Here is a 25,301-nt window from a genome sequence, read left to right on the forward strand (position 1 = left end):
CGTGAATCACTTGGCGGTTCCGGGATCGGTTGTTATCATCCGACCCAGGAAACACGGAACGTTCATGCGACACACGCTGCCCATTGCGCCACAATTCTATGTGACGGCCCCACAGCCTTGCCCTTATCTTGAGGGCAAGATGGAGCGGAAACTGTTCACCGCCCTGCAAGGTGAAGGCGCGGACCAGTTGAACAATTCCCTTTCACAACAAGGGTTTCGGCGGTCTCAGAACGTGCTCTACCGTCCCTCTTGCGCCGATTGCGCGGCCTGTTTGTCGGCACGGATCGACGTGTCGGCCTTCAAACCCCGCAAAAGCCAGAAACGCGCAGCCAAGCGCAACGCCTATTTGCAGCGCAAGGCAAACTCGCCCTGGGCCACAGATGAGCAGTATGAGCTGTTCCGCCGTTATCTGGACACCCGCCATTCCGATGGTGGCATGGCCGATATGGACGTGTTCGAATTCGCCGCGATGATCGAGGAAACTCCGATCCGGTCGCGCGTCGTAGAATACGCTGACCCAAACTCGCATGAGCTGATCGCTGTCAGCCTGACCGATGTACTCGATGACGGGCTGAGCATGGTCTATTCCTTTTACGACCCACATCAGCCGCAGAATTCCCTCGGGACATATATGATCCTCGACCATATCGACATCGCACGGGAAGCTGGATTGCCCTATGTCTATCTGGGCTATTGGGTGCCGGGCAGCCCCAAGATGGGCTACAAGGCCCGTTTCTCGGGGTTGGAGGTCTATATTCGGGGCGAATGGACACGCGTCAGTGATCCCTCCGACCTTGCAGCTGCAGGACATCATCCGCTGTCCACCGCTCCGATTGCCGAGCAGGTCGCCAATATCCAACTGCCCGACCGTCACCCTACCAAAGGCTGATCCCCCATGCGGCAAAGCATGCACGCGGTCACACTGGTCGTGCCCGGCTATGATGAGGCGATTGCATTCTATACCCAAACCCTGTCCTTTTCGTTGTTGTAGGATATCGACCTGGGCGGAGGCAAGCGATGGGTGCGTGTCGCCCCTGCGGGATCCGAGCTGGGCTCGCTTTTACTGGCGCAGGCCGACGGGCCGGAACAGGCGGCGGCGATTGGCAACCAGACCGGCGGCCGGGTTGGTTTTTTCCTGCAAACCGATGATTTTCAACGCGACTACACCGCCATGAAAGCGGCCGGCGTGACGTTCGAGGAAACCTCGCGTCATGAACCTTATGGAACCGTCGCGGTCTGGCGTGACCCGTTTGGAAATCGCTGGGATTTGATTGAGTTCATCTAGGGCGTGGTCCGGTATTTCGACTGCCTCAGGGCAGATCAGACAGAAAAGATGAAGAATTATTAATCATCTAAATGGCGACTTCCCTACGCCCAGCGATTGAATCCTTACCCTACGTCACCAAGTAATCCTGACCCTCAGCCGTTCGACCCCGTTTAGATCCGCACGGCTGGGCTTCAATGACATAGCCCGTGATGCAACAGGTTCCCGACCTGCGGGTTTGGCTTTGGTAAAGGGAGACGGACAATGACTCATGCTATTCGACGGCTGCTTGCGGCCAACCTGACAACGCAAATCCTGACGGCCCTTGTACTTGGCTCAGCCCTTGGACTGGCCCTGAACTATTGGCACATCCCGTTCCTTCAGGAGCATATGGTCAACGGCCTGCTCACCATGGTCGGTCAGATGTTCCTGAACGGGCTGCAAATGCTGGTCGTACCGCTGGTGGTTTTTTCCCTACTGTGCGGCGTGGTTGGGATTGGTGATCTCAAGGTGTTGGGGCGCGTAGGCGGGCTGACCTTTGTCACCTATCTGGCGACCACGGCGCTGGCGGTGATGACGGCGCTGGTGTTCGCCAACATCATCAATCCCGGCATGGGATTTGACAGCCTACACATGGCCAGCGCGGATGTGTCCGTCGCAACGCAGGATACTGCGTGGCAGATACTGGCAAACGTCATCCCCAAGAACCCGGTTCAGGCGCTGGCCAATGGCGAAATGCTGCAAATCATCTTCTACGTGATCGTTGTCGGTATCGCCGTGCTGATGATCGGCAGCCGCGCCAAAACTTTTGTCGAGGGTTGCACCTTCATGAACGAACTGGCGATGAAAATCGTCGAGATCGTGATGGCCTTTGCCCCGATCGGTGTCTTTTGCCTGATCGCCAAGACCTTCGCGGTCGAAGGGTTCAGCCTGTTCGCCCCGGTCATCGGGTACCTGACGACCATCAGCATCACGCTGGTCTTTCACCTCTGCGTGACGCTGATGGTGCTGCTTTATGTGTGCACCGGTCTCAGCCCGCGCGCGTTTCTGCGCAAGATGCGCTCGGCGCAGGTATTTGCCTTCTCGACCTCAAGCTCAAACGCGACGATCCCGGCCTCGATGCAATGCGTGACGCAGCGCATTGGTGTGGACCGCTCGGTTGCCTCGTTCGGCATCCCGTTGGGCGCGACGATCAACATGGACGGCACCGCGATCATGCATGGGGTGGCAACCGTGTTCCTGGCCAATGCCTATGGGATTGATCTGGGGCTGGGTGGCTATATGACCATCATCTCGATCTCCGTTCTGGCATCAATCGGAACGGCGGGCGTACCTGGCGTGGGGATTGTGATGCTGGCAATGGTTCTGAACCAGCTGGGTATGCCACTGGACGGGATCGCCATCATCCTCGCCGTTGACCGGATCATCGACATGATGCGGACGGTGGTGAACATCACCGGCGACGCAGTTGTCACCACCATCGTTGCGCAGCGTGTCGGCAAGTTGGACCGGGCGGTCTTCAATGACCCCGACGCTGGGACGCAGACCCCCGCCACGCTGGATATCGACCACGAGGCCGAAGCTGCTTTTGCGGAACTGACGCGTCCAAAGGCAAAAGCCTGAACAAAAAAGACCGGAGGCCACAGGGCCTCCGGTCTGTCATTCTTCTGTCGGCCTGATCAGTTCGGGATCAGATCCGGCACGATGGTCACGATGGACGGGAAGAACCACAGGATGGCGATTCCCACCACCTGGATCAGCACGAAGGGCACGATCCCGCGATAGATATGGCCCGTCGTAACTTCTTTCGGAGCAACACCGCGCAAGTAGAACAGCGCGAACCCGAAAGGTGGCGTCAGGAACGAAGTTTGCAGGTTCACCGCCACCATGATCGTCACCCATTTCGGATCGAACGACCCGCCATAGATCACCGGACCCACAATGGGGATCACGATGTAGATGATCTCGAGGAAGTCCAGCACGAAGCCCAGAATGAACAGCACCAGCATCACGATCAGGAAGACCGTAAACTCGTTGTCAAAACTGCGCAGGAACTGCTGGATATAGTGTTCCCCCCCGAACGAGATCACCACAAGGTTCAGCAACTGCGAGCCGATCAGGATGGTAAAGACCATCGAGGTCACCTTGGCCGTCTCGCGCACCACGGGCGTCAGAACCCCGCTGGTGAACAAGACCCAGCAACCAAACAGCAGGCCGAACAGGGCAAACAGGTAGGCGCCATAGGCCACGATGAAGGCAATCCAGGTCTCGACGCTGACATCGCTCTGGTTGATGCGCAGATCGAAGTTCACGCCCATCAGCAAGGCCACGATCACGGCCAAAGTCGCCCAGATGATCACCTTGGCCGAGCGGCCCTGATCCTGCAGCTTGCGGTAAGCGGCCAGCATGATCGCCCCGCCTGCCCCCAGCGCCGCAGCGGGCGTCGGGTTAGTCACACCACCCAGGATCGAGCCCAGAACCGCGATGATCAGAACCAGCGGCGGGAAGACCACACGGATCAGATCATTGGTCGCACAGCGCGCGGCGGCCTCTTTGCAGCCATAGATGGCCAGCGCAAACGGCACCGCCAGCAGCGCAAAGGTCACACCCGAGGACGTGGTCGGAGCGATGAACAGCACATCGAACAACAGCATCAGCAACAGGCCGATGGCCCCTACGATCAGCGGCTGCGTCGGCTTCGATGGCGCGATGCCGCGACCCATGACCAGCGTCAGACCCAGCAGCACGACCATGACGGCCACACCGGTGCCGATCGGCGCAGCCGAAGCGATCTTGGCTTGCTGCGCAGCGGCCAGTTCCTCTTCGCTTAGGCGGGTCGACTCGGCGGCCCCACCTGCGGCGTCGATGGCCTCTTGCTCGGCTACGGCCTGATCCCAGGCCAGCTGCCCATGCAGGTCGATCATCGAGGCTTTGCATTCCTCGGACACGTTTGTGCGCAGCGATGCGCCCTCACCGATATCCGAGAAAGCCGAGACGCTGATATTCTGGCTTCCGACAACACCAGCACTGCTCAGAACCATCATTCCCACGATCAGCGCAACCGGTGCACCCAGCAACCAGGTCAGACCTTCGGCACGGGTGATCGGCTCACCACTACCGCCTGACATTTCAACGGCCGGGGCCTTTTCCGGATTCAGCAGCGCATAGCCAAAGGCATAAAGCGCATACAGCAGCGCCAGCATGATCCCCGGCAGCAAGGCAGCCTGAAACAATGTCCCAACCGAGACCACAGCGGGCTCACCCAGATAGGTCAGCGCGTCTGTACAACCCGCATCCTGCGCGCGGGTTTCCTGCGCGGTCGAATACAGGTCTCCTGCCAGTGTCCCCAGCAGAACGATCACGATCGAGGGCGGAATGATCTGTCCCAGCGTTCCCGAGGCCGCGATCACACCGGTCGCCAGTTCCGGCGAGTAGTTGTTGCGCAGCATGGTTGGCAGCGCCAGCAGGCCCATCGTCACCACGGTCGCACCCACGATCCCGGTCGAGGCCGCAAGAAACGCCCCCACAACCACAATCGACACAGCCAGACCACCGGGCAGCGGGCCAAAGACACGCGCCATCGTGGTCAGCAGATCGTTTGCGATCTTCGAGCGTTCCAGCGTGATACCCATCAGGACGAACATCAGAACGGCCAGCAGGGTTTCAATCGACTGACCGGCCAGCACGCGTTCGTTCATACGGTTCACGATGAATGACACATTGCGGTCCAGCGCGGTTTCCCAGCCCTGCACAAAGACCGGTTCGGCGATCCTTGGTAGGTCCGGGAAGCGGAACACTGATACCGTTTCTGGTTTGACCCCCGAATTGACGAGGTCCCGGTACGCTTGGGAGCCGGTATCAATTGCCTGGTGGATCAGCAGCCCCGCACTGTCCAGCGCAGCGATGATCCCGAAGGAAATGATCCCTGCCCCGCCGATAGCAAATGCCACCGGAAAACCGGATAGGATGCCTCCGAAAAGGCAGAAGAATACGATAATGAGGCCTATCTCGACGCCATCAAGTCCGAATAGCATAGTCTTGGTCTCCGTCCTTAATGCGTGCCTTCGAAGGCTTCTTCACCCTCACCAAGGCTGTCCTTGTCGAGGTATTTTCCGGTGCTCTCGGACCCTTCCGAGTATTCCAGGAACGAGCGGTAGAGGAATGCGATGGCGTGCAGGAACACCATGGCCGCAAAAGCCACCAGCAGGATCTTGAACAGGAAGTAGGCGTTGAACCCGTTGGGGCTAAAACCGATGGTTTCCACGTTCCAGCGCAGCGCGCGGGACTTGGCGACCAGGCGGTCCAACGTATCACTGGCCGAGGGTTTCGGCACGATCAGGTGCCGCCACATGAAGTACCAGCCATACATCCAGGTCAACACGGCCATCGGCATCATGAACAGAACCGCCCCGCACATATCGACCACACGCTTGGCCCGGTGGCTGATCCCGGCGTAGATCAGGTCAACGCGTACATGCCCGCCCTGAACGAAAGTGTAGGTGCAGCACAGGCAGACAACCATGGCGTTATAAAGTTTAAGTTCTTCCGCGAACCAACTGATATCTTGCGTAAACGGGATACCCAGGCCAAAGGACATATCGGGCCGGGTAAAGACCCGCTGCATGAACACGATGACGATCTGCTGGATCACCATCAGCAAGCCGGCCCAGGCGAAAAAGCGGCCGGTTGTGTTGGCGAAACCCTCAAGGACCCGCACCATTCCCCACATGAAGTTGCGGTAATACAGTCCAACTGCGGTCAGAACCAAAAAGAAGGTAAAGACCACAAAGAAGAACTCGACCGAACCGCCGTAATAGACAAAACGCATGATCGACGCCTTGTCCGACCAATCCAGCCAGAGTTGCGGATGCGTGATGGCATATCCGAAATTATAGAAAGCTTCGGCAATGTTCTGAATGAGCCATAGCAGCCCATTCCACAGGGCGCCGAAGAACGAGATACCGTTATCGTCCTGCATGTTGTCCCCAGGTCGCGTCAGTTGCACGAGGTTTTATCGCGGGCATGTCCAAGCCCGGCACGTGCAACGGGAAAGGTTTCCCCGCACAGGGCGGGGAAACCATTTGGTCGTGAGTAGGTTGCTTAGCCGCGAACGCGGTCGCGCTGCGTGGTGTAGGCACCCGAGGACAGGTTCTGCCACGCCGAAGATGCTGCCATCGACGACATTGCGCTGTCGTGGATTTTCTTGAACAGCTCGTCGCCCATGTTTTCGTCCAGAACTTCCTGGCTGGCCTGACCGAAGGCATCCCAGACGCTGTCGGGGAACTCCAGAACCTTCACGCCGCCCGATTGCAGACGCTGCAGCGCCGCACCGTTGTTGGCCAGGAATTGCGCCAGGTTCCACTGGTGCGCTTCGCCAGCTGCGATCTCGATGATCTTCTGCTGTGCCGGTGTCAGTTCGTCGAACACATCGCGGTTCGTTGCCAGCGACAGACCTGCGCCCGGCTCGTGGAAGCCCGCGGTGTAGTATGTCTTGGTGATTTCCTGGAAACCGGCTTTTTCGTCCGCCCAGGGGCCAATCCACTCGGTGCCGTCAATCGCACCCGAGGACAGCGCCTGATACACTTCCGAGCCCGGAATGTTCTGAACCGATGCGCCCAGTTTGCCCAGCGCCTGACCGCCCAGACCCGGCATACGGAACTTCAGACCTTGGAAATCCTCGGGGCCGTTGATCTCTTTCGAGTACCAGCCACCTGCCTGCGCACCGGTGTTACCCGCCAGGAAGGATTTCAGGCCGAAGATCGAACCCAGCTCGTCATGCAGCTCCATGCCGCCATCATGGTAGTACCAGTTCACAAGTTCCTGCGCGGTCATGCCGAAGGGCACGGCAGTGAAGAACGCGTAGCCCGGGTGCTGACCCACAAAGTAATAGTCGGCCGCGTGATACATGTCGGCCTGACCGGACGACACCGCGTCAAACACTTCGAAGGCACCAACCAGTTCGCCAGCGGCCTTGATTTCGACATTCAGGCTGCCGTCGGACATAGTGTTGATGCTGTCGGCACAACGCTGCGCGCTGTCGAACACGCCCGCCAGACCGCGACCCCACGAGGTCACCATGGTCAGGGTGCGTTTGCCCTGTGCATAAGCCGGAGCTGCCAGCGTGGTGGCGGCAGCGGCCGAGCCGCCCAGTGCAGATGTTTTTAGAAATGAACGACGATCCATATGAGTGTTCCTCCCCTACATAGTCCAATCCCCCGAACTTTGCGGGGGCAGTCGTTTTCAGTGCGGCCAGCCTAATGACGGGAATTTGAATGTGAATACCTACTACTACGTAGGATTGCCGGTTTTTGAGGTGGGTGCGGGACAAAACCGGTAAATCTGGGGCCCATTTTCCGGCGAAACGGGCGACGTCACGATCGCAGACCCAAAGATTTTGCATTTTGACGCCTGCTTGCGTAACGATTCGACCATGAGGGGAATCCGCAATCTGATCTCGCTGACCTATGGCCAGAAACTGTCGCTTGTGGCGGCCATTCCTCTGTTGGTGGCCGTGGCAGCGATTGCATTCTTCGTCACCTACGAGGCCCGCGCCACCGCCGAGCGTGAAATTCAGGCGCTGGAACGTCGCCTGATCGAAGCCAAGAAAGAAGAGCTGCGCAACTACGTCACGCAGGCCCGCAACGGGTTCGCCTATATCTACGGCCGCGCCTCGACCGACGACAATGTGGCTCAGAATCTGGTCACGCAGATTCTGTCGGCCATGATCTACGGCAAGGATGGGTTCTTCTTTGTCTATGATTACGACGGCAACAATCTGGTCAGCCCGCGTCAGACCCAGTTCATCAACCGCAACTGGGAAGGTCTGACCGACAGCGACGGCACCCCGATTGTGGACGAGTTCATCCGCCTCGCCCGGCAGGGGGCTGGTTGGCACAGTTTCATGTGGCAAAAACCGTCGACCGGGGAAGAGGCGCAGATGATCGCCTATGTGGTTGGTCTTCAGGATTGGCGATGGGCCGTGGGCACAGGGGTCTTCATCGACGATATCGTCGCCACCGTCGCCAATGCCCGCGCCGAGGTCGAAGCCCGCGTGCAGCGCACCTTTGCCTATATCGGCGGAATCGTTCTGGCCGCCGTTCTAATCGTGTTTGCCTCGGGCATGTTACTGAATTTCCGCGAACGCAGGCTGGCGGATGCCAAGCTGAAAGAACTGACCCAACGCGTGTTTGACGCGCAAGAGGAAGAGCGCGGACGTGTGGCCCGTGAGCTCCATGACGGGATCAGCCAGATCCTGGTCGGTGTGCGCTATGCTCTGGACAATGCCCGCCGCCGCCTGACGCGCGGCGATGACGCAGGCGCGCGCGCCCCGCTGGACAAAGGGATCGACCATCTGGGCACCGCGATTACCGAGGTCCGCCGCATCAGCCGTGACCTGCGCCCCGGCGTGCTGGACGATCTGGGTTTGGGCCCTGCCCTTAAGGCACTAACCGATGATTTCCGCGAGCGTACGGGGATCGAGACCGAGTTCTCGACCGTCGTGTTTCGCAACCGTCTGGATCAGGACAGCAAGATCGCACTCTACCGTATCGCGCAGGAGGCGCTGACCAATATCGAGCGCCATTCCGGCGCAACCAGCGTCACCATCGACCTGCGCGGCCACAAAAAGGGCGCGACCATGCGGATCACCGACAATGGCCGCGGTTTACGCAGCGCACCCAGCGATGGCAGTGCCGGGATCGGGCTGCGCAACATGCAGGAACGGATCGAACAACTTGACGGATCGCTGCGCATTCTGTCATCACGCGGCCCACGCAGCGGAACGGTGATCGAGGTCAGCCTGCCTCTCAGCCACTTGCTGCCGCCGCAGGAAGACGCAACCCCAAACCGAAAGGCCGGAACATGAGCGACACCACGATCCGGGTTCTGATCGTCGATGACCATCCAATGGTTGCCGAGGGGATCCAGTCGATATTGGAAAGCTATGACGAGATCGAGGTGGTCGGCACTCTGGGTAGCGGGCAGGATGCGGTCGATCAGGTGGCTGGGTTGCAGCCGGATGTCATTCTGATGGACCTCAATATGCCCGGCCTCGGAGGCCTCAGCGCGACTGAGATCATTCTCGAACGCCTGCCAGAAACGCGCATCCTGATCCTGTCGATGCATGATAGCCCGGAATATATCTCGACGGCGCTCAGCCACGGGGCCAAAGGCTATGTCCTCAAAGATGTCCCCACGGATGAAATCAAGCAGGCCATCGACGCTGTCATGCGTGGCGAGCAATATCTGTGCACCGGTGCCAGCGGCTCTCTTGAGCCCAAGGGCGACAACACGCGTGAGGCCCTGACCGGGCGCGAACAAACGATCCTGCTGGAACTCGCACAGGGCAAGTCCAACAAAGAGGTCGCTCAGACACTGGACATCTCGGTCCGCACGGTCGAGACACATCGCAAGAACATCAAACGCAAGCTGGGGATATCCTCGACCGCCGGTCTTACCCGCTATGCGCTGGAACACGGCGTCTTGCAGGGCACCAGCCCAGGGTTCTGACCGCAGCGCGGCACGCGCTGCCCGGCCCAACCGGCGAAGATAGGCCGCAAGCGCATCGACAACGGGCGGGAGCGCTGCCCGCTTCAGTCGAGCAAACGGTCCTGCCGCAGCCCTTCCCGATCTTGATGATGTTGCAGCACCCGCCCATAAAGCTGCCGGGTTCGTTCGACGCTGCCGCACATCCCCTCGGCCTCAACGAATGAAAAAATACCCACGTAGCGACGTTGCGTCCCGGTCACCGCTGCGACCCGATGCAACGCGTAACGGCCCTTGAAGATCTGAAGATCGCCGGGTTGCAACTCCAATTGCCGGACCCGCGCCCTTTCCCCGCCAAGCACGGCTGAGACGGCTGGAAAATTCTCGTCCGTTGGGCTGCGCAGGTTCGGTACATATTCGAACGCGCCACCCCCTTCGCCGTTTTGGATGGCCAAAGTCACGGTGAAATTGTTAGTATCGAAGTGCCAGGGAAAGCCCTGCCCTTCCTCCACCACATTGATGATCACATCCGCCAAAGGATCGTCATAGCGAAAGAAGCAGTCGTCGGGCTCATCCAACGCTGCGCGAATAAACGGCAGGAAGTCTGCGCATTCGTAAATTCGTCGCAACGGCCCCGTTTTTGCGAAATTATCCGCTGGCACAAAGGCGTTTGAGCGGTCAAAAAACTGCCGAACCGGGTGATTTCGATCCAGCGAGGGTTCATCACGGGTAAAATAGGCATTGGTTCGGCTGAATGAACGATGGGCGTGTTCGGCCACCATATCGGCCTCTTGTCGCAAATGCGCGACTCCGTCGGAATGCACAAACCCCGGCAAGACCGCGCAACCATCCTGATCCAGCTCACGCCTCAGATCGCTGATCAACCGCTCATATGCTCGAGAGTCGGGGCAATCTATCGGATACCGTCCAAGGTCAATAAGATCGTGCATGATATCCCGCCTCCATCGCCTATATGCTCGGGTCCACGTTGCCCCAGCATGTTGCCGCTATCATGCTCGTTTCGGACATCACTTTGACACTTTCCGACACGGTCAAATCACAGAGTCGCGCGGATTTCCCTCCAGATTTTCCCGAAAATTCCCAGCATGCGGCAATCTGCGCAATAAAATGTCGCAAAATTCACTGCCTGAGATAGAAAATTGGTGCGATTGCCTGTTGACGCCCCGTCGCGCCGCTCATAATGTCCCTGCACGCAAAAAAGGAGCCTCTGGCGATGAAAGCGCTAGTCGTAATCGTAGGAATCACGCGCATGGGCCGGTGACGGTAAACCATAATTCAACCCATGCGCCTCCGAAAATCTCGGGGGCTTTTTTTTGGCAACACGCAAGACACATGTCGCGAACGGAGCAAAGCAGATGACACGTGAGATGACCGGCGCAAAGATGGTGGTTCAGGCCCTCAAGGATCAGGGCGTGGACACGGTATTCGGATACCCCGGCGGCGCCGTGCTACCGATCTATGATGAGATTTTTCTGCAAAACGACATTCGCCACATTCTGGTGCGTCACGAACAAGGGGCTGTGCACGCCGCCGAAGGGTACGCGCGCTCGACCGGCAAGCCCGGCGTTGCGCTTGTGACCTCGGGCCCCGGTGCCACAAACGCGGTGACCGGCCTGACCGATGCGCTGCTGGATTCGATCCCGATCGTGGTTCTGACCGGTCAGGTCCCGACCTTCATGATCGGCTCGGACGCGTTTCAAGAGGCTGACACCGTTGGCATCACCCGCCCCTGCACCAAGCACAACTGGCTGGTGAAGGATACGGATTCGCTTTCTGAGACCATGCACGAGGCTTTCCACGTCGCCACCTCTGGCCGCCCTGGTCCTGTGCTGATCGACATTCCTAAGGACGTGCAGTTCGCCTCGGGCGACTATACCGGCCCGAAACCTTCGACCTCACATTACCAGCCAGTTTTGAAAGGCGATCTCGAAGAGATCACCGAACTGGTTGCCGCGATTGAGACGGCGAAAAAACCTGTCTTCTACACGGGTGGTGGCGTGATCAACTCGGGCCCCGCGGCCAGCCAGTTGCTGCGCGAGCTGGTGGATGCAACCGGCTTTCCGATCACCTCGACCCTGATGGGACTGGGGGCCTATCCGGCGTCGGGCGAGAACTGGTTGGGCATGCTGGGAATGCATGGTCTTTATGAGGCCAATCTGGCGATGCATGACTGCGACCTGATGATCAACATCGGCGCACGTTTCGATGACCGGATCACCGGGCGCATTGATGCGTTCTCGCCGAACTCGAAAAAGGCGCATATCGACATTGATCCCTCGTCCATCAACAAGGTGATCCGCGTCGATATCCCGATTGTCGGGGACGTGGCACATGTGCTGGAAGATATCCTCAAGGTCTGGAAAGCACGTGGGCGTAAAACCGACGCAGCGGCGGTTAAACAATGGCAGTCGCTGATCGCGGATTGGCGCAAGGTCAACTGCCTGGCCTATACCAACAGCGAAAAGACGATCAAACCGCAATACGCGCTGCAACGTCTTGAAGAGCTGACCAAAAACCACGACCGCTATATCACCACCGAGGTCGGCCAGCACCAGATGTGGGCGGCACAATATCTTGGGTTCGAAGACCCCAACCGCTGGATGACATCCGGTGGTCTGGGCACCATGGGCTATGGCACTCCGGCCTCGATCGGTGTGCAGATGGCGCATCCCGACGCGCTGGTAATCAATGTCGCGGGTGAAGCCTCTTGGCTGATGAACATGCAGGAAATGGGCACCGCCGTTCAGTACCGCCTGCCCGTGAAACAGTTCATCCTGAACAACGAACGTCTGGGCATGGTACGCCAGTGGCAGGAATTGCTGCATGGCGAGCGATACTCGCATTCGTGGTCCGAAGCCCTGCCCGACTTCGTCAAACTCGCCGAGGCCTTCGGGGCCAAGGGCATACTGTGTTCCAACCCCGCCGATTTGGATGACGCGATCATGGAGATGATCAACTATGACGGCCCTGTCATCTTTGACTGTCTGGTTGAAAAGCACGAAAACTGCTTCCCCATGATCCCGTCGGGCAAGGCCCATAACGAAATGCTGCTGGGCGAGGCCGAAACGCAGGGCGTGATCGACTCCAAAGGTTCGGTTTTGGTTTAACAAAATTCGTCGAATTTTGTCGGGCGCTTCAGTACCCGACCTTCGCAGGATGATGAAAGGGACTTAAATGTCTGCCCTACATATCAAACAAGGCTCCACCCGCCATTCGGCCTATAACCTAAGGCCCACATTCTCGGACGTGCAGGAACGGCACACGATTGCGGTTTTGGTCGAAAACGAACCGGGTGTTCTGGCTCGCGTGATCGGGTTGTTCTCTGGCCGTGGATATAACATCGAAAGCCTCACCGTGGCCGAGGTCGATCACACCGGCCACCTGAGCCGCATTACCATCGTCACCACCGGCACGCCGCAGGTGATCGAGCAGATCAAGGCCCAGCTTGGTCGCATCGTATCGGTCCGGGATGTGCACGATCTGACGGTCGAGGGCTCATCGGTCGAGCGTGAGCTGGCCATCATCAAGGTCGTGGGCGAAGGCGACAAACGGGTCGAAGCTCTGCGTCTGGCCGATATCTTCCGCGCCAATGTAGTAGACAGCACCCTGAATTCGTTCATTTTCGAAATCACTGGGGCCCCGGACAAGATCGACGCCTTTGCCGACCTGATGCGCCCGCTGGGCCTGGTTGAAATCGCCCGTACCGGTGTCGCGGCCTTGCTGCGTGGTGACTGAATGAATTGCCCCGCCCATTGCATGTAAGCATCGGACGGGGCTAAACATTCACAAAACTGCAGACAATATGCAGTTATGTCTGTTTATTTATTACATAACAGAAAATAATCGAATAAAAGATTATACAAATAAAAATAAAGCCTATTGCCTTTGTGGTTTAGCGCGTTAGCTTCGACACGTAACGTGGCGTTTCTATGCGCCTGTTGGGGTCCTAAGTACGATTTCAGAACATGCGCGACCGTTTGGTCAGACATGGTACGGTTTCACAAAAACACTTGAATACCGGGACAGAAATGACCAACGACACCCGCAACCCTGCTGACTTGCGCAGGATGTTCGGCGCAAACCTCAGGCAGCTCGCGCAGCAATACCCCTCTGTTTCCGAACTCTGCCGTCAGCTTGGCATCAACCGGACTCAATTCAACCGGTATTTGGGCGGAGAGAGCTTTCCCCGCCCCGATGTTCTGGACCGCATTTGCCGGTTCTTCGATGTCGACGCCCGTATTCTGCTGCACCCTCTTGAGGCATTGGACAATGCCCCTCTACACCCCGCCGCTTCGGCCCTGACCGAGTTTCTGGGCTCGGGGCCCACGACGTTGACCGAGACGCTGCTGCCCGCCGGATTCTATTCTGTGTCAGAGACGGATCTTGAAAACCCCTTCCCGTCCCGGCACCGGCTGCTGCATGCCCGCCGCCTGCCCCAATGCACCCTGATTCGCAGCTTCGAGCCCCCCTCGGATGGCAAAGACAGTTCAGCCAAAGCGCGCGAAGTTCAGGGGATCGCCGCTTGTGCCGGTCATCAAATCTATATCCTGATGTCCTGCCGCGCCGCCCAGAACAGCCGCATCTACCTGATGACTCGCAATTCGGACTCGCAAGAAGAGTATTGGCGCGGCGTCGCAATCTGCCTGTCCAAGACGAATGCAAATGCGACCACCATGCGCAAACTCCAGCTGCGCCATCTGGGCACCAAACCGACCGAGGCATTGCCCGCCGCCCGCACCGCGCGCAGGTTGGAAAAGCCGCTTTAGGTAAGTCCTTCGGCCTCTGTAATCTGACGGTAAAGATGCCAGCTTGCATGCCCCAATAGCGGCAATACGATCAGCAAGCCAAGAAACCAGGGGATCATGGCGACAAAGGTCAGAACGGCGATCAGTACCCCCCAACCCAACATGACCGGCAGGTTTGCACTGACATAGCTATAGCTTGCAATCATCGCCGTAACGAAATCCAGTTCGCGGTCCAGCAGCATCGGGATGGACAAGACGGTGATCATGTAAAGCACGGTCGCGAAAACTGCGCCCACCGCCGTGCCCACCGCCAACATGGTCAGCCCATTGGCCGTCAGATACACCTCGACTGAAGTGGATACGTTGGTCATGGTCGAAAACCCCATGAACAAAGCAAAGATCATGTGACCCAGAAAGAACCAGAACAGGAACATGACCACGATGATTGCGCAGATCGACGGCAACTGACGCCGCCCCTGCTGCGCCACGACACCAAAGATCGCGCCATAATCCAAAGGCTCCCCCAGTTCCAACCGGTGAGAGACCTCATACAGCCCCACCGCCGCGAAGGGGCCCAACAGCGGAAACCCGATCGCCGCCAGCACCAGCCAGTACGAAGTCTGAGTCTGTATTGTTACCCAGGAAATCGCCCAGCCGGCCAGCACATAGAACCCAGCAAACAGCAGCCCAAAAACCGGCGCCCGGCGAAAATCGGCCCAGGCACGGCGCAGGGATTCGCGCAGCATCTCACGGCTGACCGGCCCCATTTTCGGAACGCCAAAGGGTTTCTCCATCACATCCTCCTCCCTTCATCCGTCCTTCTATCAGGCCGGTCTTTTCTGCGGCCAACGCGTGACCTCATGATACGCCGCCCCAATGGACAGAACCTGCCCATCGGCCCCTTTGGGTCCAAAAAGCTGCATCCCCATCGGCAGCCCCTCGGCCCCGAACCCGACGGGCACGGACAAGGCAGGCAGACCAATCAGACTGACAGGCACCATGACTTGCATCCAGCGATGATAGGTGTCCATCTTCACCCCTGCGATTTCTGTTGGGAACGGCGTGTCCAGCTCAAACGGCCAGACTTGCGCAGATGGCAGCACCAACATGTCATACTCAACGAACACCTCTGCGGCCTTGCGATAACAGTCCGAGCGAATGACGCTGGCGCGATGCACCTGCATCGCCGTCAAGGCCAAGCCACGATCCAGCTCCCACTGCGCAGTGTCTTTCAGCTTTGAGCGGTGTTCAGTCAAAGGGCTCAACCCGGCGGCCACGCTCCAGGCGCGTAGCGTCACCCAACTGTCCCACATCAATTCCGCTTCGAATGGCGGCGCAAGTGGTTCCACCTCCGCGCCCAGATCCGAAAACACCGCAAGGGCCTGCGCGCATTGATCCAAAATTCCGTCTTCAAACGGAAAGGCACCGCCCCAGTCCGCCAACCAGCCGATCCGCAGGCCGCGCATATCGGCGGGTCTGATCGGTGAGACCGGCGTGCAAGCCGCAGTTAAAGGTTGTCCCGCATCCGGCCCTGAGATCACGTCCAGCAACACGCCCAAGTCCTCAGGGCTGCGCGCCATAGGCCCCAGAGTCGACAACTGATGCAAATACCCGTCCCCTTCGGGTTGAGACGGAACGCGTCCCCAGCTAGGTCGAAACCCATAAACATTGTTCCAGGCCGCTGGGTTGCGCAAGCTGCCCATCATGTCTGACCCATCCGCCAGCGCCAGCATCCCCGAAGCCAATGCCACTGCGGCTCCGCCAGAGGAACCTCCGCAGCTACGCTCAGCATCATATGGGTTGCGCGTCGCCCCATAGACCGGGTTGAACGTGTGCGACCCCAAACCGAATTCCGGTGTATTGGTCTTGCCGATCAGAATGGCCCCCGCCGCCCGCAACCGTGCCGCGATCAGATCGTCAGCCTCCGGTACATGCCCTGCAAACAGCGGCGAGCCTTGGGTCGAGGCCATCCCGGCCACATTGACCAGATCCTTGACCGCCATCGGCAACCCATGCAGCGGGCCCCGTCGCGGACCTTCATCCATCGCCCGCGCCTCGGCCATCAATTCGGCCTCATCCCGCAGCGCCACGATGGCGTTCAATCGGCCATTGACCGCCCCGATCCGCTCCAGCGTCAACCGCATGACATCCGCAGCCGAGACCTGCCCCGATGCCATTGCGCCCAAAAGTTCAGTTGCGGTGATTTGGCTCAGTTCCATCCCGGTCCCATCGGCAGTCATATTGCGTCGATACGATCAGCCTAACGACCCCGCCGCACCATTTAAACCCACTGTTTAAATGTATCTTTTCTGGTCCACCGCCGCGCAAGGATCCCCTTCATCTGTCCCAAAATATCCCGGGGGAGTCGCGCGCACGCGCGGCGGGGGCAGAGCCCCCTGCCAGACTTACTCGCCTTGCGCCTCGGACCGGGACTTGCCAGCCACATCCAGCGCCAAAGTCGCCGCCATGAACCCGTCCAGATCCCCATCCAACACGCCCTTTGTGTCCGAGGTCTCATGGTTGGTCCGCAAATCCTTCACCATTTGATACGGTTGCAACACGTAAGACCGGATCTGGTTGCCCCAACCCGCATCGCCCTTGGCCTCATGCGCGGCGTTGATATCCGCGTTCCGGCGGTCCAGCTCTTGCTGGTAGAGGCGCGATTTCAGCGCCTTCATGGCGATGTCCCGGTTCTGGTGCTGCGATTTCTCGGAACTGGTCACAACGATTCCGGTCGGGATGTGCGTGATCCGCACCGCCGAGTCCGTGGTGTTCACGTGCTGACCACCCGCGCCGGATGACCGATAGGTATCAATCCGAATATCCGCCGGGTTCACCTCGATCTCGATATTGTCATCGACCACCGGATAGACCCAGACAGAGCTAAAGGACGTGTGTCGCTTGGCCGCCGAGTCATAAGGCGAAATCCGAACCAGCCGGTGTACGCCGCTTTCCGACTTCAACCAGCCATACGCGTTGTGACCCGAAATCTTATAGGCCGCAGATTTGATCCCTGCCTCTTCGCCCGCGGTCTCGGATTGCAGCTCGACGGTGTAACCCTTCTTCTCGGCCCACCGCACATACATTCGCGCCAGCATTGAGGCCCAGTCGCAGCTTTCCGTCCCGCCCGCGCCCGAGTTGATCTCAAGGAAGGTATCGTTGCTGTCGGCTTCGCCGTCCAGCAGGGCTTCTAGTTCTTTCTTGGCGGCCTTGGCCTGCAGCGCCTTGATCGCGCCCTCGGCGTCGGTAACGACCTCTTCGTCCTCTTCCATCTCGCCCAGTTCGATCAACTCGATATTGTCACTCAGATCGGTCTTGATGGTTTCATAGGTCTCAATCGCATCGACCAGCATCTGCCGCTCGCGCATCAGCTTCTGTGCATTTTCGGGATTGTCCCACAAGTTCGGATCTTCAACACGCGCGTTGAATTCCTCAAGACGATGAGGTGCGGTCTCATAGTCCATGCGCTGCGCCAGCAGCTCCAGCGACTTTTCGATTTCCGCCACGATATTCTGGGTTTCGGCGCGCATGGTCAGGTCCCAACTTGCTCAATCAGGCTTGCGTGATAGCAAGAGGTTGGGGCCACCACAAGACAGCGGAGGCCGCAAACCAATCAGGTGTCAGTAAAGACCGCCAGTTGCCACATCGCCCTGGCTGGCATTGGGTCCGACGGTGACGGTGTTCCCGGTCGAGGTTGTCACCTGACGACCCGAGCTGGCCTCTTCAAACAAAGGCAGATCCGATCCCATCGCAAATCCACCGTCATAGACACGGTCGATAAACCCATCGACACCATCGCGGAAATACTCGGCCACCACATAGTCACCGGTCGCCTCCGGTGGCAGGCGCGCGCCGCTGAACCGGTCAATCTTGATGAAATGACCACCCTCTGGAACCTCGAAAGGACCGCCGCCATATTTCTCGGTCGCGGTTTCCATAAAGCTTTGGAAAACTGGTCCGCACATGGTGCCGCCATAGGCTCCCCGCCCCATGGGACGCGGGCGGTCGTAACCGATATAGCAGCCCGCCACGATGTTCGAGGTAAAGCCGATAAACCACGCATCCTTCGAATCGTTGGTGGTGCCGGTCTTGCCGGCGGTCGGCACAGGCAGGTTCACAAAAGACGACGCCGTTCCACGATCCACCACACCCTTCATCATCGAGGTCAGCTGATAGGCGGTGATCGCATCCATGACCTGCCAACGGTCAGTGACGATGGTCGGCGACTCGTCCGGCTCCAACCAGGCCGAGTTGCAGTCCAGACATTCCCGGTCGTCGTGCCGGTAGATCGTCTTGCCGAACCGGTCCTGAATGCGGTCAACCAGAGTGGGTTCGACCCGCTCGCCGCCATTGGCAAACATCGCATAGGCTGCGACCATCTTATAGAGCGTCGTCTCTTCGGACCCCAGCGAGTTCGCAAGAAACGCCCCCATGCGGTCATAGACCCCGAACCGTTCGGCATAGCCCGCGACCACCGGCATCGTGACTTCTTGTGCCAGACGAATGGTCATCAGGTTCCGTGACTGTTCAATCCCGGTCCGCAAGGGCGTCGGGCCATAGAATTTGTTCGACGAGTTCTTGGGCCGCCACAAACCTTGCGGCGTGTTCACCTCAATCGGGGCGTCCACAACGATGGTGGCGGGGCTATAGCCACTGTCCAGCGCGGCGGCGTAGACGAACGGCTTAAAACTGGAACCCGGCTGGCGCTGCGCCTGCGTGGCGCGGTTGAACACCGAATCCTGATACGAGAACCCGCCCTGCATTGCCAGAACACGGCCCGAGTTTACGTCCATCGCAACAAAGCCACCCTGCACTTCGGGCACCTGACGGGCGGACCACTGGCCCTCTTCCCCGGCCATTACCAGAATGACGTCGCCGCGCTTGAAGTTGTCAAAGAAGTTACCTTGCATCCACTGGATGTCAGAGCGAGGAACGATGCCGTCAGCCGGGCCGTCCTCGATACCCACGGTAAGGGACTGATCGGCGACGTTCAGCACAACGGCCGGATACCATTGCGTCGGCAGTTCTACGTCGCGGGGGATTTCCGTAATCGCCAGTGCTTCGCGCCATTGCGCTTCATCCGCGAGCTTGTCTTCGGCAATCACCTCACCCGTACCGCGCCATTTCCCACGTGATCGGTCGTATTTCTGCAGCGCCGTGCGCAGAGCCTTGGCGGCCTCGACCTGCATTTCTTCGTCCACCGAGGCGCGGACGGTGAAGCCGCCGGTGAAGAACTCACCCTCACCGAAATCCTCGCTCAATTGGCGGCGGATTTCGTCGGTGAAATAGTCACGCGGCGGCAATGCGGTACGGAAGCTTTCGAAATCGCCGTTTTGGACCGATCGCAGCGGTTGCGCCACCTCGGCCTCATAGGTGGCCAAGTCGAGGTATCCGTTCTGATTCATCTCGCGCAGCACATAGTTGCGTCGCGCCAGCAGGCGCTCTTTCTCGCGCACCGGGTGGTAGTCCGAAGGCGCCTTGGGCATCGCCGCCAAGGTCGCCGCCTCATGCGGGGCCAGTTCCTGCAGCGTCTTGTTGAAATAGGTCTGCGCAGCCGCCGTCACACCATACGAGTTCTGCCCCAGAAATATCTCGTTCATATAGAGTTCCAGGATCTGTTCCTTGTCCAGCGTATCCTCAAGCCGGGTGGCGAGGATAATCTCCTTGATCTTGCGCTCGGCGCGACGGTCGCCGGACAGCAGGAAGTTCTTCATCACCTGTTGGGTGATGGTCGACGCACCACGCACGTTTTCACCCTTGGATTTCACCGCCTCAACGCCAGCTGCGATGATCCCGCGCGGGTCATAGCCTTGGTGCGTGTAAAAGTTCTTGTCCTCGGCCGAGATAAAGGCCTGTTTCACCAGATCAGGGATTTCTTCTGAAGGCGTGAACAGGCGGCGTTCCTGCGCGAATTCGTCGATCAACTGACCCTCACCCGAATAGATCCGGCTAATCGTGGGTGGTTTATACTGCGCAAGTGATTCATGGCTGGGCAGGTCGCGACCATACATCCAGAAGATCGCGCCAATCACCAGCGCGGCCATGAAAAATCCAAGGGTCACGAGGCTGAAGATCGCCCCAAAGATCGAAAATATGAAACGGATCACGTCACTGCCTTTTGCTCGCGGTGCCGCCTATATAGGGACGCCCGCGCGTTGGGTCAAAACACGATGCCCCATATTAGCCGTTTTGCGCCGTAGGGTCACTGGCCAATCAGGGATCGGCGGATCACATCCTGCTGACGCCAGACTTCAAGCCCGTCGCGGATGCCATGTGCCATACCCAAGCGCCACTCTGGATTATTGATGTTTTTCCAGTCTCTGGGACTGGACAGAAAGCCAAGCTCGATCAAAACCGAAGGAATGTCAGCTGCTTTGAGAACGGAAAACGAAGCGGTGCGGATCGGGTGGTTGTTCATCGGCCCGCCCTGCTGCGTCATGCCATTGGCCAGCGCTGCGGCCAGCGCATCGGTGCGCGGTTTGGTTTCCTGACGCGCCAGGTCCAGAAGAACATCGGCGACCTGATCGTCGGCCCCGCTGAGGTCGATGCCCGAGATCAGATCACCCCGGTCATGCCGCTCGGCCAGTTTGTGGCTGGCCACGTCCGAAGCCTCTTCCGACAGGGTATAGACCGCCGCCCCATGAGCGCGCCCTTCCGACAGGATATCTGCATGCAGTGAGATGAACACATCCACGCCCGCCCGGTGCGCCAGCGCGATACGGCGCTCCAGCGACACGAAATGATCATTGGTTCGGGTCAAAACGATCTCGTAGCCCCCCGTGCGCAAAAGAACTTCGCGTAATTCGCGGGCGAAGGTCAGCATCAGGGTCTTTTCGTCCAGCCCGTTTACCTCGGCACCCGGATCAATACCGCCATGGCCGGGGTCCAGCATCACCCGCAGCGGGCGCGGGCCATCCGCCTCTTGATCTGGCGCGGACACCGAGGGTTCGGGCAAGTCCCACTCCGGTTGGCGGGGTGCTCCGGCGCTGGCGACAAACGTATCAAAGTCGGTTCCCTTCAAGTCAAGCGTCAGGGCCGCCGTCCCTGTTGCCTCGTCGATCCGCAAATCAGCGCTTTCGACCGCCAAGGGGGCGCCAAGGTCCAACACCATGCGAGACCATCCAGGTACATAGGCCCCGAATTGCACGCCACTGATCCGATCCGTCTGCAAGAAATCCGCATCTTTCAGCCCGGTCCAATCGACCTCCTGAAAGTCCAGAACCATCCGGTAGGGGTCGCGCAGCGTGAACACACGGTAGGGAACCCCTTGGCTGAGCCCAAGCTGCACCCGCACGCCCGAGCGCCCCTCATCCACGATGCGGCTTTCATCGGGCAACACACGGGCCAGCGCGCTGAGTTCATGCGCAACCGCAGCCCCCGTCAGCGCCCAGATCAGCACTATGGCGTAGAAAATCCTGCTCATGGCCTCAAGTTATCCCGAGATCGTTTGACCAGCAGACTAGCGCAGCCGCGCCGGTTTGTGAACGCTCTACCCCATATTGCCCCGCTCGGTCATAAAGATGCGCAATCGGTCCAGCCCCTCACGGATATCAGAGGTGGAGCGGGCATAGGAAAAGCGCAAGGTGCCGTGGCCGCGTTCGGGATCGAAATCCAGACCGGGCGTGACGGCCACGCCGGCCTTGTCCAAAATCTCGGCCGCAAAGGCGCGGCTGTCGTCGGTTAGGTCGGATACATCGGCATAGACGTAAAACGCCCCGTCCGGTGGTGCGATATTGGTGAACCCGGCCTTGGGCAGACCTTCCAGCATCAAAGCGCGGTTCTGGCGGTAGACGTCCAGATTGGCTTGCAACTCATCCTCGCATTCCATCGCAGCCAGAGCCGCCACCTGACTGGCATGCGGCGCGCAAATGAACATGTTCTGGGCGATCCGCTCAACCACACGCACCTGACCCTCGGGCACGACCATCCAGCCGACGCGCCAGCCAGTCATCGAAAAATACTTGGAAAACGAGTTGATCACATAGCATTCATCCGTCAGCTCCAGCGCGGTGACGGCTTTGGCCTCATATTCCAGCCCATGGTAAATCTCGTCGCTGATGAAGGACGCGCCCTGCCCCTGCGCCGCTTCGATCAGCGCGCCCATTGCTGCGTGGTCCAGCATGGTGCCGGTCGGGTTTGCAGGAGAGGCCACCATCAGCCCTTGCAGATCGAGCCCGGCGAAATCCGCAGGCACAGGCTGCAATCGGCTCTCGGGCGCGGTTGGCAAATCAACCGGAACCAAGCCCAGAGCCTTTAGGATCTGACGATAAGACGGGTAGCCCGGAGCGCCGATTCCGACGCGGTCGCCGCTGTCGAACAGGGCCGTGAAGGCCAGCAGAAACGCGCCCGACGAGCCCGGCGTCACCACAACTCGGTTGGGATCTAGATCGACATTGTACCATTCACCATAAAGCTGCGCGATCCGCTGTCGCAGCGCGGGCATTCCAAGCGCCACAGTATAACCCAAAGGGTTGTCCTGCATAGCCTTCGCCAGTGCTTCGGTCGCGCCCTTGGGGGCCCCGGTTCCGGGCTGACCGACCTCCATATGGATGATGTGGCGACCCGCCTCTTCGGCCTTTCGTGCGGCCTCCATCACGTCCATCACAATAAACGGATCGACGCCGGACCGGGTTGAGTTTCTCATGCCCATCTCCCATGTTGCTTGTATGGCTTTTGAGCGTGTATCCAGGCTGGCGTCAATCCCGGCCCTGTTTCTATGTGTGATGACTTGGTTCGTCAGCGCCGCTCAAACCAATGCGCAAAGCTTGATCCGCGACCCCGACATCGAAAACGGCCTACGTGAACTGGCCTTTCCTGTGCTGCGGGCCGCCGGGCTGAACACCAATCGGGTGCAAATTCTGGTCGTTTATGACAGCACATTCAATGCCTTCGTTATCGACAACAACGCGATCTATCTGAACTACGGCCTGATCTTGTCCGTAGACACCCCCGAGATGCTGCAAGCGGTGATCGCGCATGAGGCCGCCCATATTGCCAACGGCCATCTCGCCCGCCGGTTCGAAAACCTGAAAGCCGCCAAACGCAATGCCGGGTGGGGAACAGCGCTTGCGCTGGCCGTTGCCGTCGCCGGAGGTGGTGAAGCAGCGGCAGGTATCGCTGCGGGCACCTCGAGCTCGGCCTTGCGCAGTTTTCTGGGGCACACACGGGCCGAGGAATCCTCGGCCGACCGCAGCGCAGCAAGCTATCTGCGATGGGCAGGTATTTCACCCAGCGGGATGGTTGCCCTGCACCAGAAATTCGTGGGTCAGGAGCTGCTGAGCGAGGCCAATCAGGACCCCTATATGCGCTCGCACCCCACCAACCGCGATCGTCTGCGCGCGGCCCAGACGTTTTTAGGGGAATTTGGCGCGTCTGCGGTCCCCAACGCGCAGGCAGAATATTGGTTTGCCCGCGTGAAAGGAAAGTTATCCGCCTTCCTGCGCGCGCCCTCGTGGACATTGCGACGCGCGAAAGAGGAAACCGCGCAAGACATTCGCCTGATGCGCGAGGCGGCGGCCCATCACCAGAACCGCAATCTTGCGGAAGCGAGGGGCGCCATTGACGGCGCCTTGGCCATTCGCCCCGACGATCCTTATTACTATGAACTGAAAGGCCAGATCCTGCTGGAAAACCGTCAGTTGCCCGAGGCCGTTGCGGCCTATGGTCACGCGATGGAGATGGCACCAAACAACGCCTTGATCCTTGCAGGCTACGGTCGCGCGCTTTTAGCACAGGATCGGACGAAAGACGCCCTGCAAGTGCTTGAAAAGGCACGCGCCCGCGACCATCGCAACACTGGCTCTCTGCGAGATCTGAGCGTGGCATATGCGCGGGTCGGCAACACTGGCATGGCCTCAGTCGTTACGGCGGAAAGATATGCCTTGCAAGGCAAGCTTACCGATGCAGGTATTCACGCAAGACGCGCTCTCGGGCAACTACCCGAGGGTTCAACAGGTTGGCAACGGGCACAGGATGTGCTGATTGCCTCGGAAAACGCAAAGAAATCGAAAAGGAAACGGAAATGATCCTCAGACATGCTGCACCGGCCCTTCTGGGGCTTTCCCTGCTTGCCGCCCCGGCGCAGGCGTTGGACCTCAACACCATGAGCGATGCCGAGAGAGAGCAGTTCGGCGCGCAGGTACGTGCCTATCTTCTGGAAAACCCCGAGGTCATCATCGAAGCGATCAACATCCTTGAACAACGCAACGCTCAGGCCGAAGCCGCCGCGGATCAAGAACTGGTCGCAGTCAATGCCGACGAGTTGTTCAATGATGGCTACAGCTGGGTGGGTGGCAATCCCGATGGCGACATCACGCTGGTCGAATTCATGGACTACCGCTGCGGCTATTGCCGCCGGGCCGTTCCCGAAGTAGCCGAGCTGTTGTCCGAAGACGGCAATATCCGTCTGGTGATCAAGGAATTCCCGATCCTGGGCGAAGCCTCGGTGATCTCTTCGCGCTTTGCCGTGGCCACCAAGCATGTGGCGGGCGATGACGCTTATAAGCTGGTGCACGACGCTCTGCTGGACTTTGGTGGTGAGCCAAACGAGGTTTCTCTGCGCCGTTTGTCGGATGGTCTGGGGCTGGATAGCGATGCCATTTTGGCAGCGATGGACAGCGATCGTGTGACCGATGAGATCAACCAGACCCGCGAATTGGCGCGGCGGATGCAAATCCAAGGCACTCCGTCCTTCGTTCTTGGCACCGAAATGTTGCGCGGCTATCTGACTGCCGACCAGATGCTACAAATCGCAGACGCCGTGCGGGCTGAGCAGGGTTAAATATGAA

The 25,301-nt window shown here is 59.1% G+C and carries 19 protein-coding genes and 1 pseudogene; 10 read left to right on the forward strand and 10 right to left on the reverse strand.

Features of this window, described 5'->3' with window-relative positions; all coding sequences use genetic code 11:
* The first annotated feature begins 64 nt into the window (after positions 1-64).
* From ACR0DB_RS01045 to ACR0DB_RS01055, 3 genes and pseudogenes are all read left to right on the forward strand, one after another.
* Positions 65-889 carry an arginyltransferase gene (locus ACR0DB_RS01045; protein WP_170788758.1) on the forward strand — a complete coding sequence of 275 codons (825 nt, stop codon included), beginning with the start codon at positions 65-67 and terminating at the stop codon, positions 887-889.
* 6 nt (positions 890-895) lie between these two features.
* Positions 896-1,285 (forward strand): annotated as a pseudogene (locus tag ACR0DB_RS01050) (VOC family protein).
* Positions 1,286-1,528: 243 nt separating this feature from the next.
* The gene (locus tag ACR0DB_RS01055) at positions 1,529-2,887 is read left to right on the forward strand and encodes a dicarboxylate/amino acid:cation symporter (RefSeq protein ID WP_480548297.1); all 1,359 of its coding nucleotides are present in this window, start codon (positions 1,529-1,531) and stop codon (positions 2,885-2,887) included.
* 56 nt (positions 2,888-2,943) lie between these two features.
* Here ACR0DB_RS01055 and ACR0DB_RS01060 read toward each other — a convergent pair whose 3' ends face one another.
* The 3 genes from ACR0DB_RS01060 to ACR0DB_RS01070 form a co-directional block, all read right to left on the reverse strand.
* A complete protein-coding gene (locus ACR0DB_RS01060) occupies positions 2,944-5,298 on the reverse strand; it encodes a TRAP transporter large permease (RefSeq protein WP_480548300.1) in 2,355 nt (784 codons plus the stop codon).
* A 17-nt stretch (positions 5,299-5,315) separates the two neighbouring features.
* Positions 5,316-6,242, reverse strand: a complete 927-nt coding sequence (locus ACR0DB_RS01065; protein ID WP_480548302.1) for a TRAP transporter small permease subunit — start codon at positions 6,240-6,242, stop codon at positions 5,316-5,318.
* 122 nt (positions 6,243-6,364) lie between these two features.
* Positions 6,365-7,447 carry a TRAP transporter substrate-binding protein gene (locus tag ACR0DB_RS01070; protein ID WP_170774558.1) on the reverse strand — a complete coding sequence of 361 codons (1,083 nt, stop codon included), beginning with the start codon at positions 7,445-7,447 and terminating at the stop codon, positions 6,365-6,367.
* Positions 7,448-7,694: 247 nt separating this feature from the next.
* On the opposite strand from ACR0DB_RS01070, the gene ACR0DB_RS01075 reads away from it, so the two are divergent.
* Entirely contained in the window at positions 7,695-9,128 is a 1,434-nt protein-coding gene (locus ACR0DB_RS01075; RefSeq protein ID WP_480548304.1) for a cache domain-containing protein, read from the forward strand.
* Positions 9,125-9,772: a response regulator transcription factor gene (locus tag ACR0DB_RS01080; RefSeq protein WP_170774562.1), complete on the forward strand. Its 648-nt coding sequence runs from the start codon at positions 9,125-9,127 to the stop codon at positions 9,770-9,772. The genes ACR0DB_RS01075 and ACR0DB_RS01080 overlap by 4 nt, the downstream gene beginning before the upstream one ends.
* Positions 9,773-9,855: 83 nt before the next feature.
* On the opposite strand, the gene ACR0DB_RS01085 is transcribed toward ACR0DB_RS01080, so the two are convergent.
* Entirely contained in the window at positions 9,856-10,698 is an 843-nt protein-coding gene (locus ACR0DB_RS01085; RefSeq protein ID WP_480548306.1) for a HalD/BesD family halogenase, read from the reverse strand.
* Between the two features lie 426 nt (positions 10,699-11,124).
* On the opposite strand from ACR0DB_RS01085, the gene ACR0DB_RS01090 reads away from it, so the two are divergent.
* The 3 genes from ACR0DB_RS01090 (at position 11,125) to ACR0DB_RS01100 (ending at position 14,535) form a co-directional block, all read left to right on the forward strand.
* Complete coding sequence (locus ACR0DB_RS01090; RefSeq protein WP_480548308.1) at positions 11,125-12,876, forward strand: acetolactate synthase 3 large subunit; 1,752 nt, start codon at positions 11,125-11,127, stop codon at positions 12,874-12,876.
* A 67-nt stretch (positions 12,877-12,943) separates the two neighbouring features.
* Positions 12,944-13,504 carry an acetolactate synthase small subunit gene (gene ilvN, locus ACR0DB_RS01095; protein WP_170774568.1) on the forward strand — a complete coding sequence of 187 codons (561 nt, stop codon included), beginning with the start codon at positions 12,944-12,946 and terminating at the stop codon, positions 13,502-13,504.
* Positions 13,505-13,797: 293 nt separating this feature from the next.
* A complete protein-coding gene (locus ACR0DB_RS01100) occupies positions 13,798-14,535 on the forward strand; it encodes a helix-turn-helix domain-containing protein (RefSeq protein WP_480548310.1) in 738 nt (245 codons plus the stop codon).
* Here ACR0DB_RS01100 and ACR0DB_RS01105 read toward each other — a convergent pair.
* From ACR0DB_RS01105 to ACR0DB_RS01130, 6 genes are all read right to left on the reverse strand, one after another.
* Positions 14,532-15,308, reverse strand: a complete 777-nt coding sequence (locus ACR0DB_RS01105; protein WP_480548312.1) for a DUF2189 domain-containing protein — start codon at positions 15,306-15,308, stop codon at positions 14,532-14,534. The genes ACR0DB_RS01100 and ACR0DB_RS01105 overlap by 4 nt on opposite strands.
* Positions 15,309-15,338: 30 nt before the next feature.
* On the reverse strand, positions 15,339-16,733 hold the full coding sequence (locus tag ACR0DB_RS01110) for an amidase (RefSeq protein WP_480548314.1): 1,395 nt from the start codon (positions 16,731-16,733) through the stop codon (positions 15,339-15,341).
* Positions 16,734-16,919: 186 nt separating this feature from the next.
* Positions 16,920-18,044: a peptide chain release factor 2 gene (gene prfB, locus ACR0DB_RS01115; RefSeq protein WP_170774573.1), complete on the reverse strand. Its 1,125-nt coding sequence runs from the start codon at positions 18,042-18,044 to the stop codon at positions 16,920-16,922.
* Positions 18,045-18,134: 90 nt separating this feature from the next.
* Positions 18,135-20,621, reverse strand: coding sequence for a penicillin-binding protein 1A (locus ACR0DB_RS01120; protein ID WP_480548316.1), 2,487 nt, complete (start codon positions 20,619-20,621; stop codon positions 18,135-18,137).
* A gap of 95 nt (positions 20,622-20,716) precedes the next feature.
* Complete coding sequence (locus tag ACR0DB_RS01125) at positions 20,717-21,937, reverse strand: N-acetylmuramoyl-L-alanine amidase (protein WP_480548318.1); 1,221 nt, start codon at positions 21,935-21,937, stop codon at positions 20,717-20,719.
* Positions 21,938-22,003: 66 nt separating this feature from the next.
* Positions 22,004-23,158 carry a pyridoxal phosphate-dependent aminotransferase gene (locus ACR0DB_RS01130; protein ID WP_480548320.1) on the reverse strand — a complete coding sequence of 385 codons (1,155 nt, stop codon included), beginning with the start codon at positions 23,156-23,158 and terminating at the stop codon, positions 22,004-22,006.
* On the opposite strand from ACR0DB_RS01130, the gene ACR0DB_RS01135 reads away from it, so the two are divergent.
* Together ACR0DB_RS01135 and ACR0DB_RS01140 are read left to right on the forward strand one after the other, a co-directional pair.
* Positions 23,157-24,539: a M48 family metalloprotease gene (locus tag ACR0DB_RS01135; RefSeq protein WP_480548322.1), complete on the forward strand. Its 1,383-nt coding sequence runs from the start codon at positions 23,157-23,159 to the stop codon at positions 24,537-24,539. The two genes, ACR0DB_RS01130 and ACR0DB_RS01135, sit on opposite strands and share 2 nt — an antisense overlap.
* Positions 24,536-25,294: a DsbA family protein gene (locus tag ACR0DB_RS01140; protein WP_170788772.1), complete on the forward strand. Its 759-nt coding sequence runs from the start codon at positions 24,536-24,538 to the stop codon at positions 25,292-25,294. The genes ACR0DB_RS01135 and ACR0DB_RS01140 overlap by 4 nt, the downstream gene beginning before the upstream one ends.
* Positions 25,295-25,301 lie beyond the last annotated feature (7 nt).

Source organism: Ruegeria sp. AB6, assembly GCF_056542685.1.

Coding starts and splice junctions, on each gene's coding strand:
- ACR0DB_RS01100 (WP_480548310.1), top strand. CDS start 13,798: ATGACCAACGACACCCGCAACCCTGCTGACTTGCGCAGGATGTTCGGC.
- ACR0DB_RS01055 (WP_480548297.1), top strand. CDS start 1,529: ATGACTCATGCTATTCGACGGCTGCTTGCGGCCAACCTGACAACGCAA.
- ACR0DB_RS01110 (WP_480548314.1), bottom strand. CDS start 16,733: ATGGAACTGAGCCAAATCACCGCAACTGAACTTTTGGGCGCAATGGCA.
- ACR0DB_RS01060 (WP_480548300.1), bottom strand. CDS start 5,298: ATGCTATTCGGACTTGATGGCGTCGAGATAGGCCTCATTATCGTATTC.
- ilvN (WP_170774568.1), top strand. CDS start 12,944: ATGTCTGCCCTACATATCAAACAAGGCTCCACCCGCCATTCGGCCTAT.
- ACR0DB_RS01045 (WP_170788758.1), top strand. CDS start 65: ATGCGACACACGCTGCCCATTGCGCCACAATTCTATGTGACGGCCCCA.
- ACR0DB_RS01075 (WP_480548304.1), top strand. CDS start 7,695: ATGAGGGGAATCCGCAATCTGATCTCGCTGACCTATGGCCAGAAACTG.
- ACR0DB_RS01105 (WP_480548312.1), bottom strand. CDS start 15,308: ATGGAGAAACCCTTTGGCGTTCCGAAAATGGGGCCGGTCAGCCGTGAG.
- ACR0DB_RS01070 (WP_170774558.1), bottom strand. CDS start 7,447: ATGGATCGTCGTTCATTTCTAAAAACATCTGCACTGGGCGGCTCGGCC.
- ACR0DB_RS01130 (WP_480548320.1), bottom strand. CDS start 23,158: ATGAGAAACTCAACCCGGTCCGGCGTCGATCCGTTTATTGTGATGGAC.
- ACR0DB_RS01135 (WP_480548322.1), top strand. CDS start 23,157: ATGCCCATCTCCCATGTTGCTTGTATGGCTTTTGAGCGTGTATCCAGG.
- prfB (WP_170774573.1), bottom strand. CDS start 18,044: ATGCGCGCCGAAACCCAGAATATCGTGGCGGAAATCGAAAAGTCGCTG.
- ACR0DB_RS01065 (WP_480548302.1), bottom strand. CDS start 6,242: ATGCAGGACGATAACGGTATCTCGTTCTTCGGCGCCCTGTGGAATGGG.
- ACR0DB_RS01090 (WP_480548308.1), top strand. CDS start 11,125: ATGACACGTGAGATGACCGGCGCAAAGATGGTGGTTCAGGCCCTCAAG.
- ACR0DB_RS01085 (WP_480548306.1), bottom strand. CDS start 10,698: ATGCACGATCTTATTGACCTTGGACGGTATCCGATAGATTGCCCCGAC.
- ACR0DB_RS01080 (WP_170774562.1), top strand. CDS start 9,125: ATGAGCGACACCACGATCCGGGTTCTGATCGTCGATGACCATCCAATG.
- ACR0DB_RS01140 (WP_170788772.1), top strand. CDS start 24,536: ATGATCCTCAGACATGCTGCACCGGCCCTTCTGGGGCTTTCCCTGCTT.
- ACR0DB_RS01125 (WP_480548318.1), bottom strand. CDS start 21,937: ATGAGCAGGATTTTCTACGCCATAGTGCTGATCTGGGCGCTGACGGGG.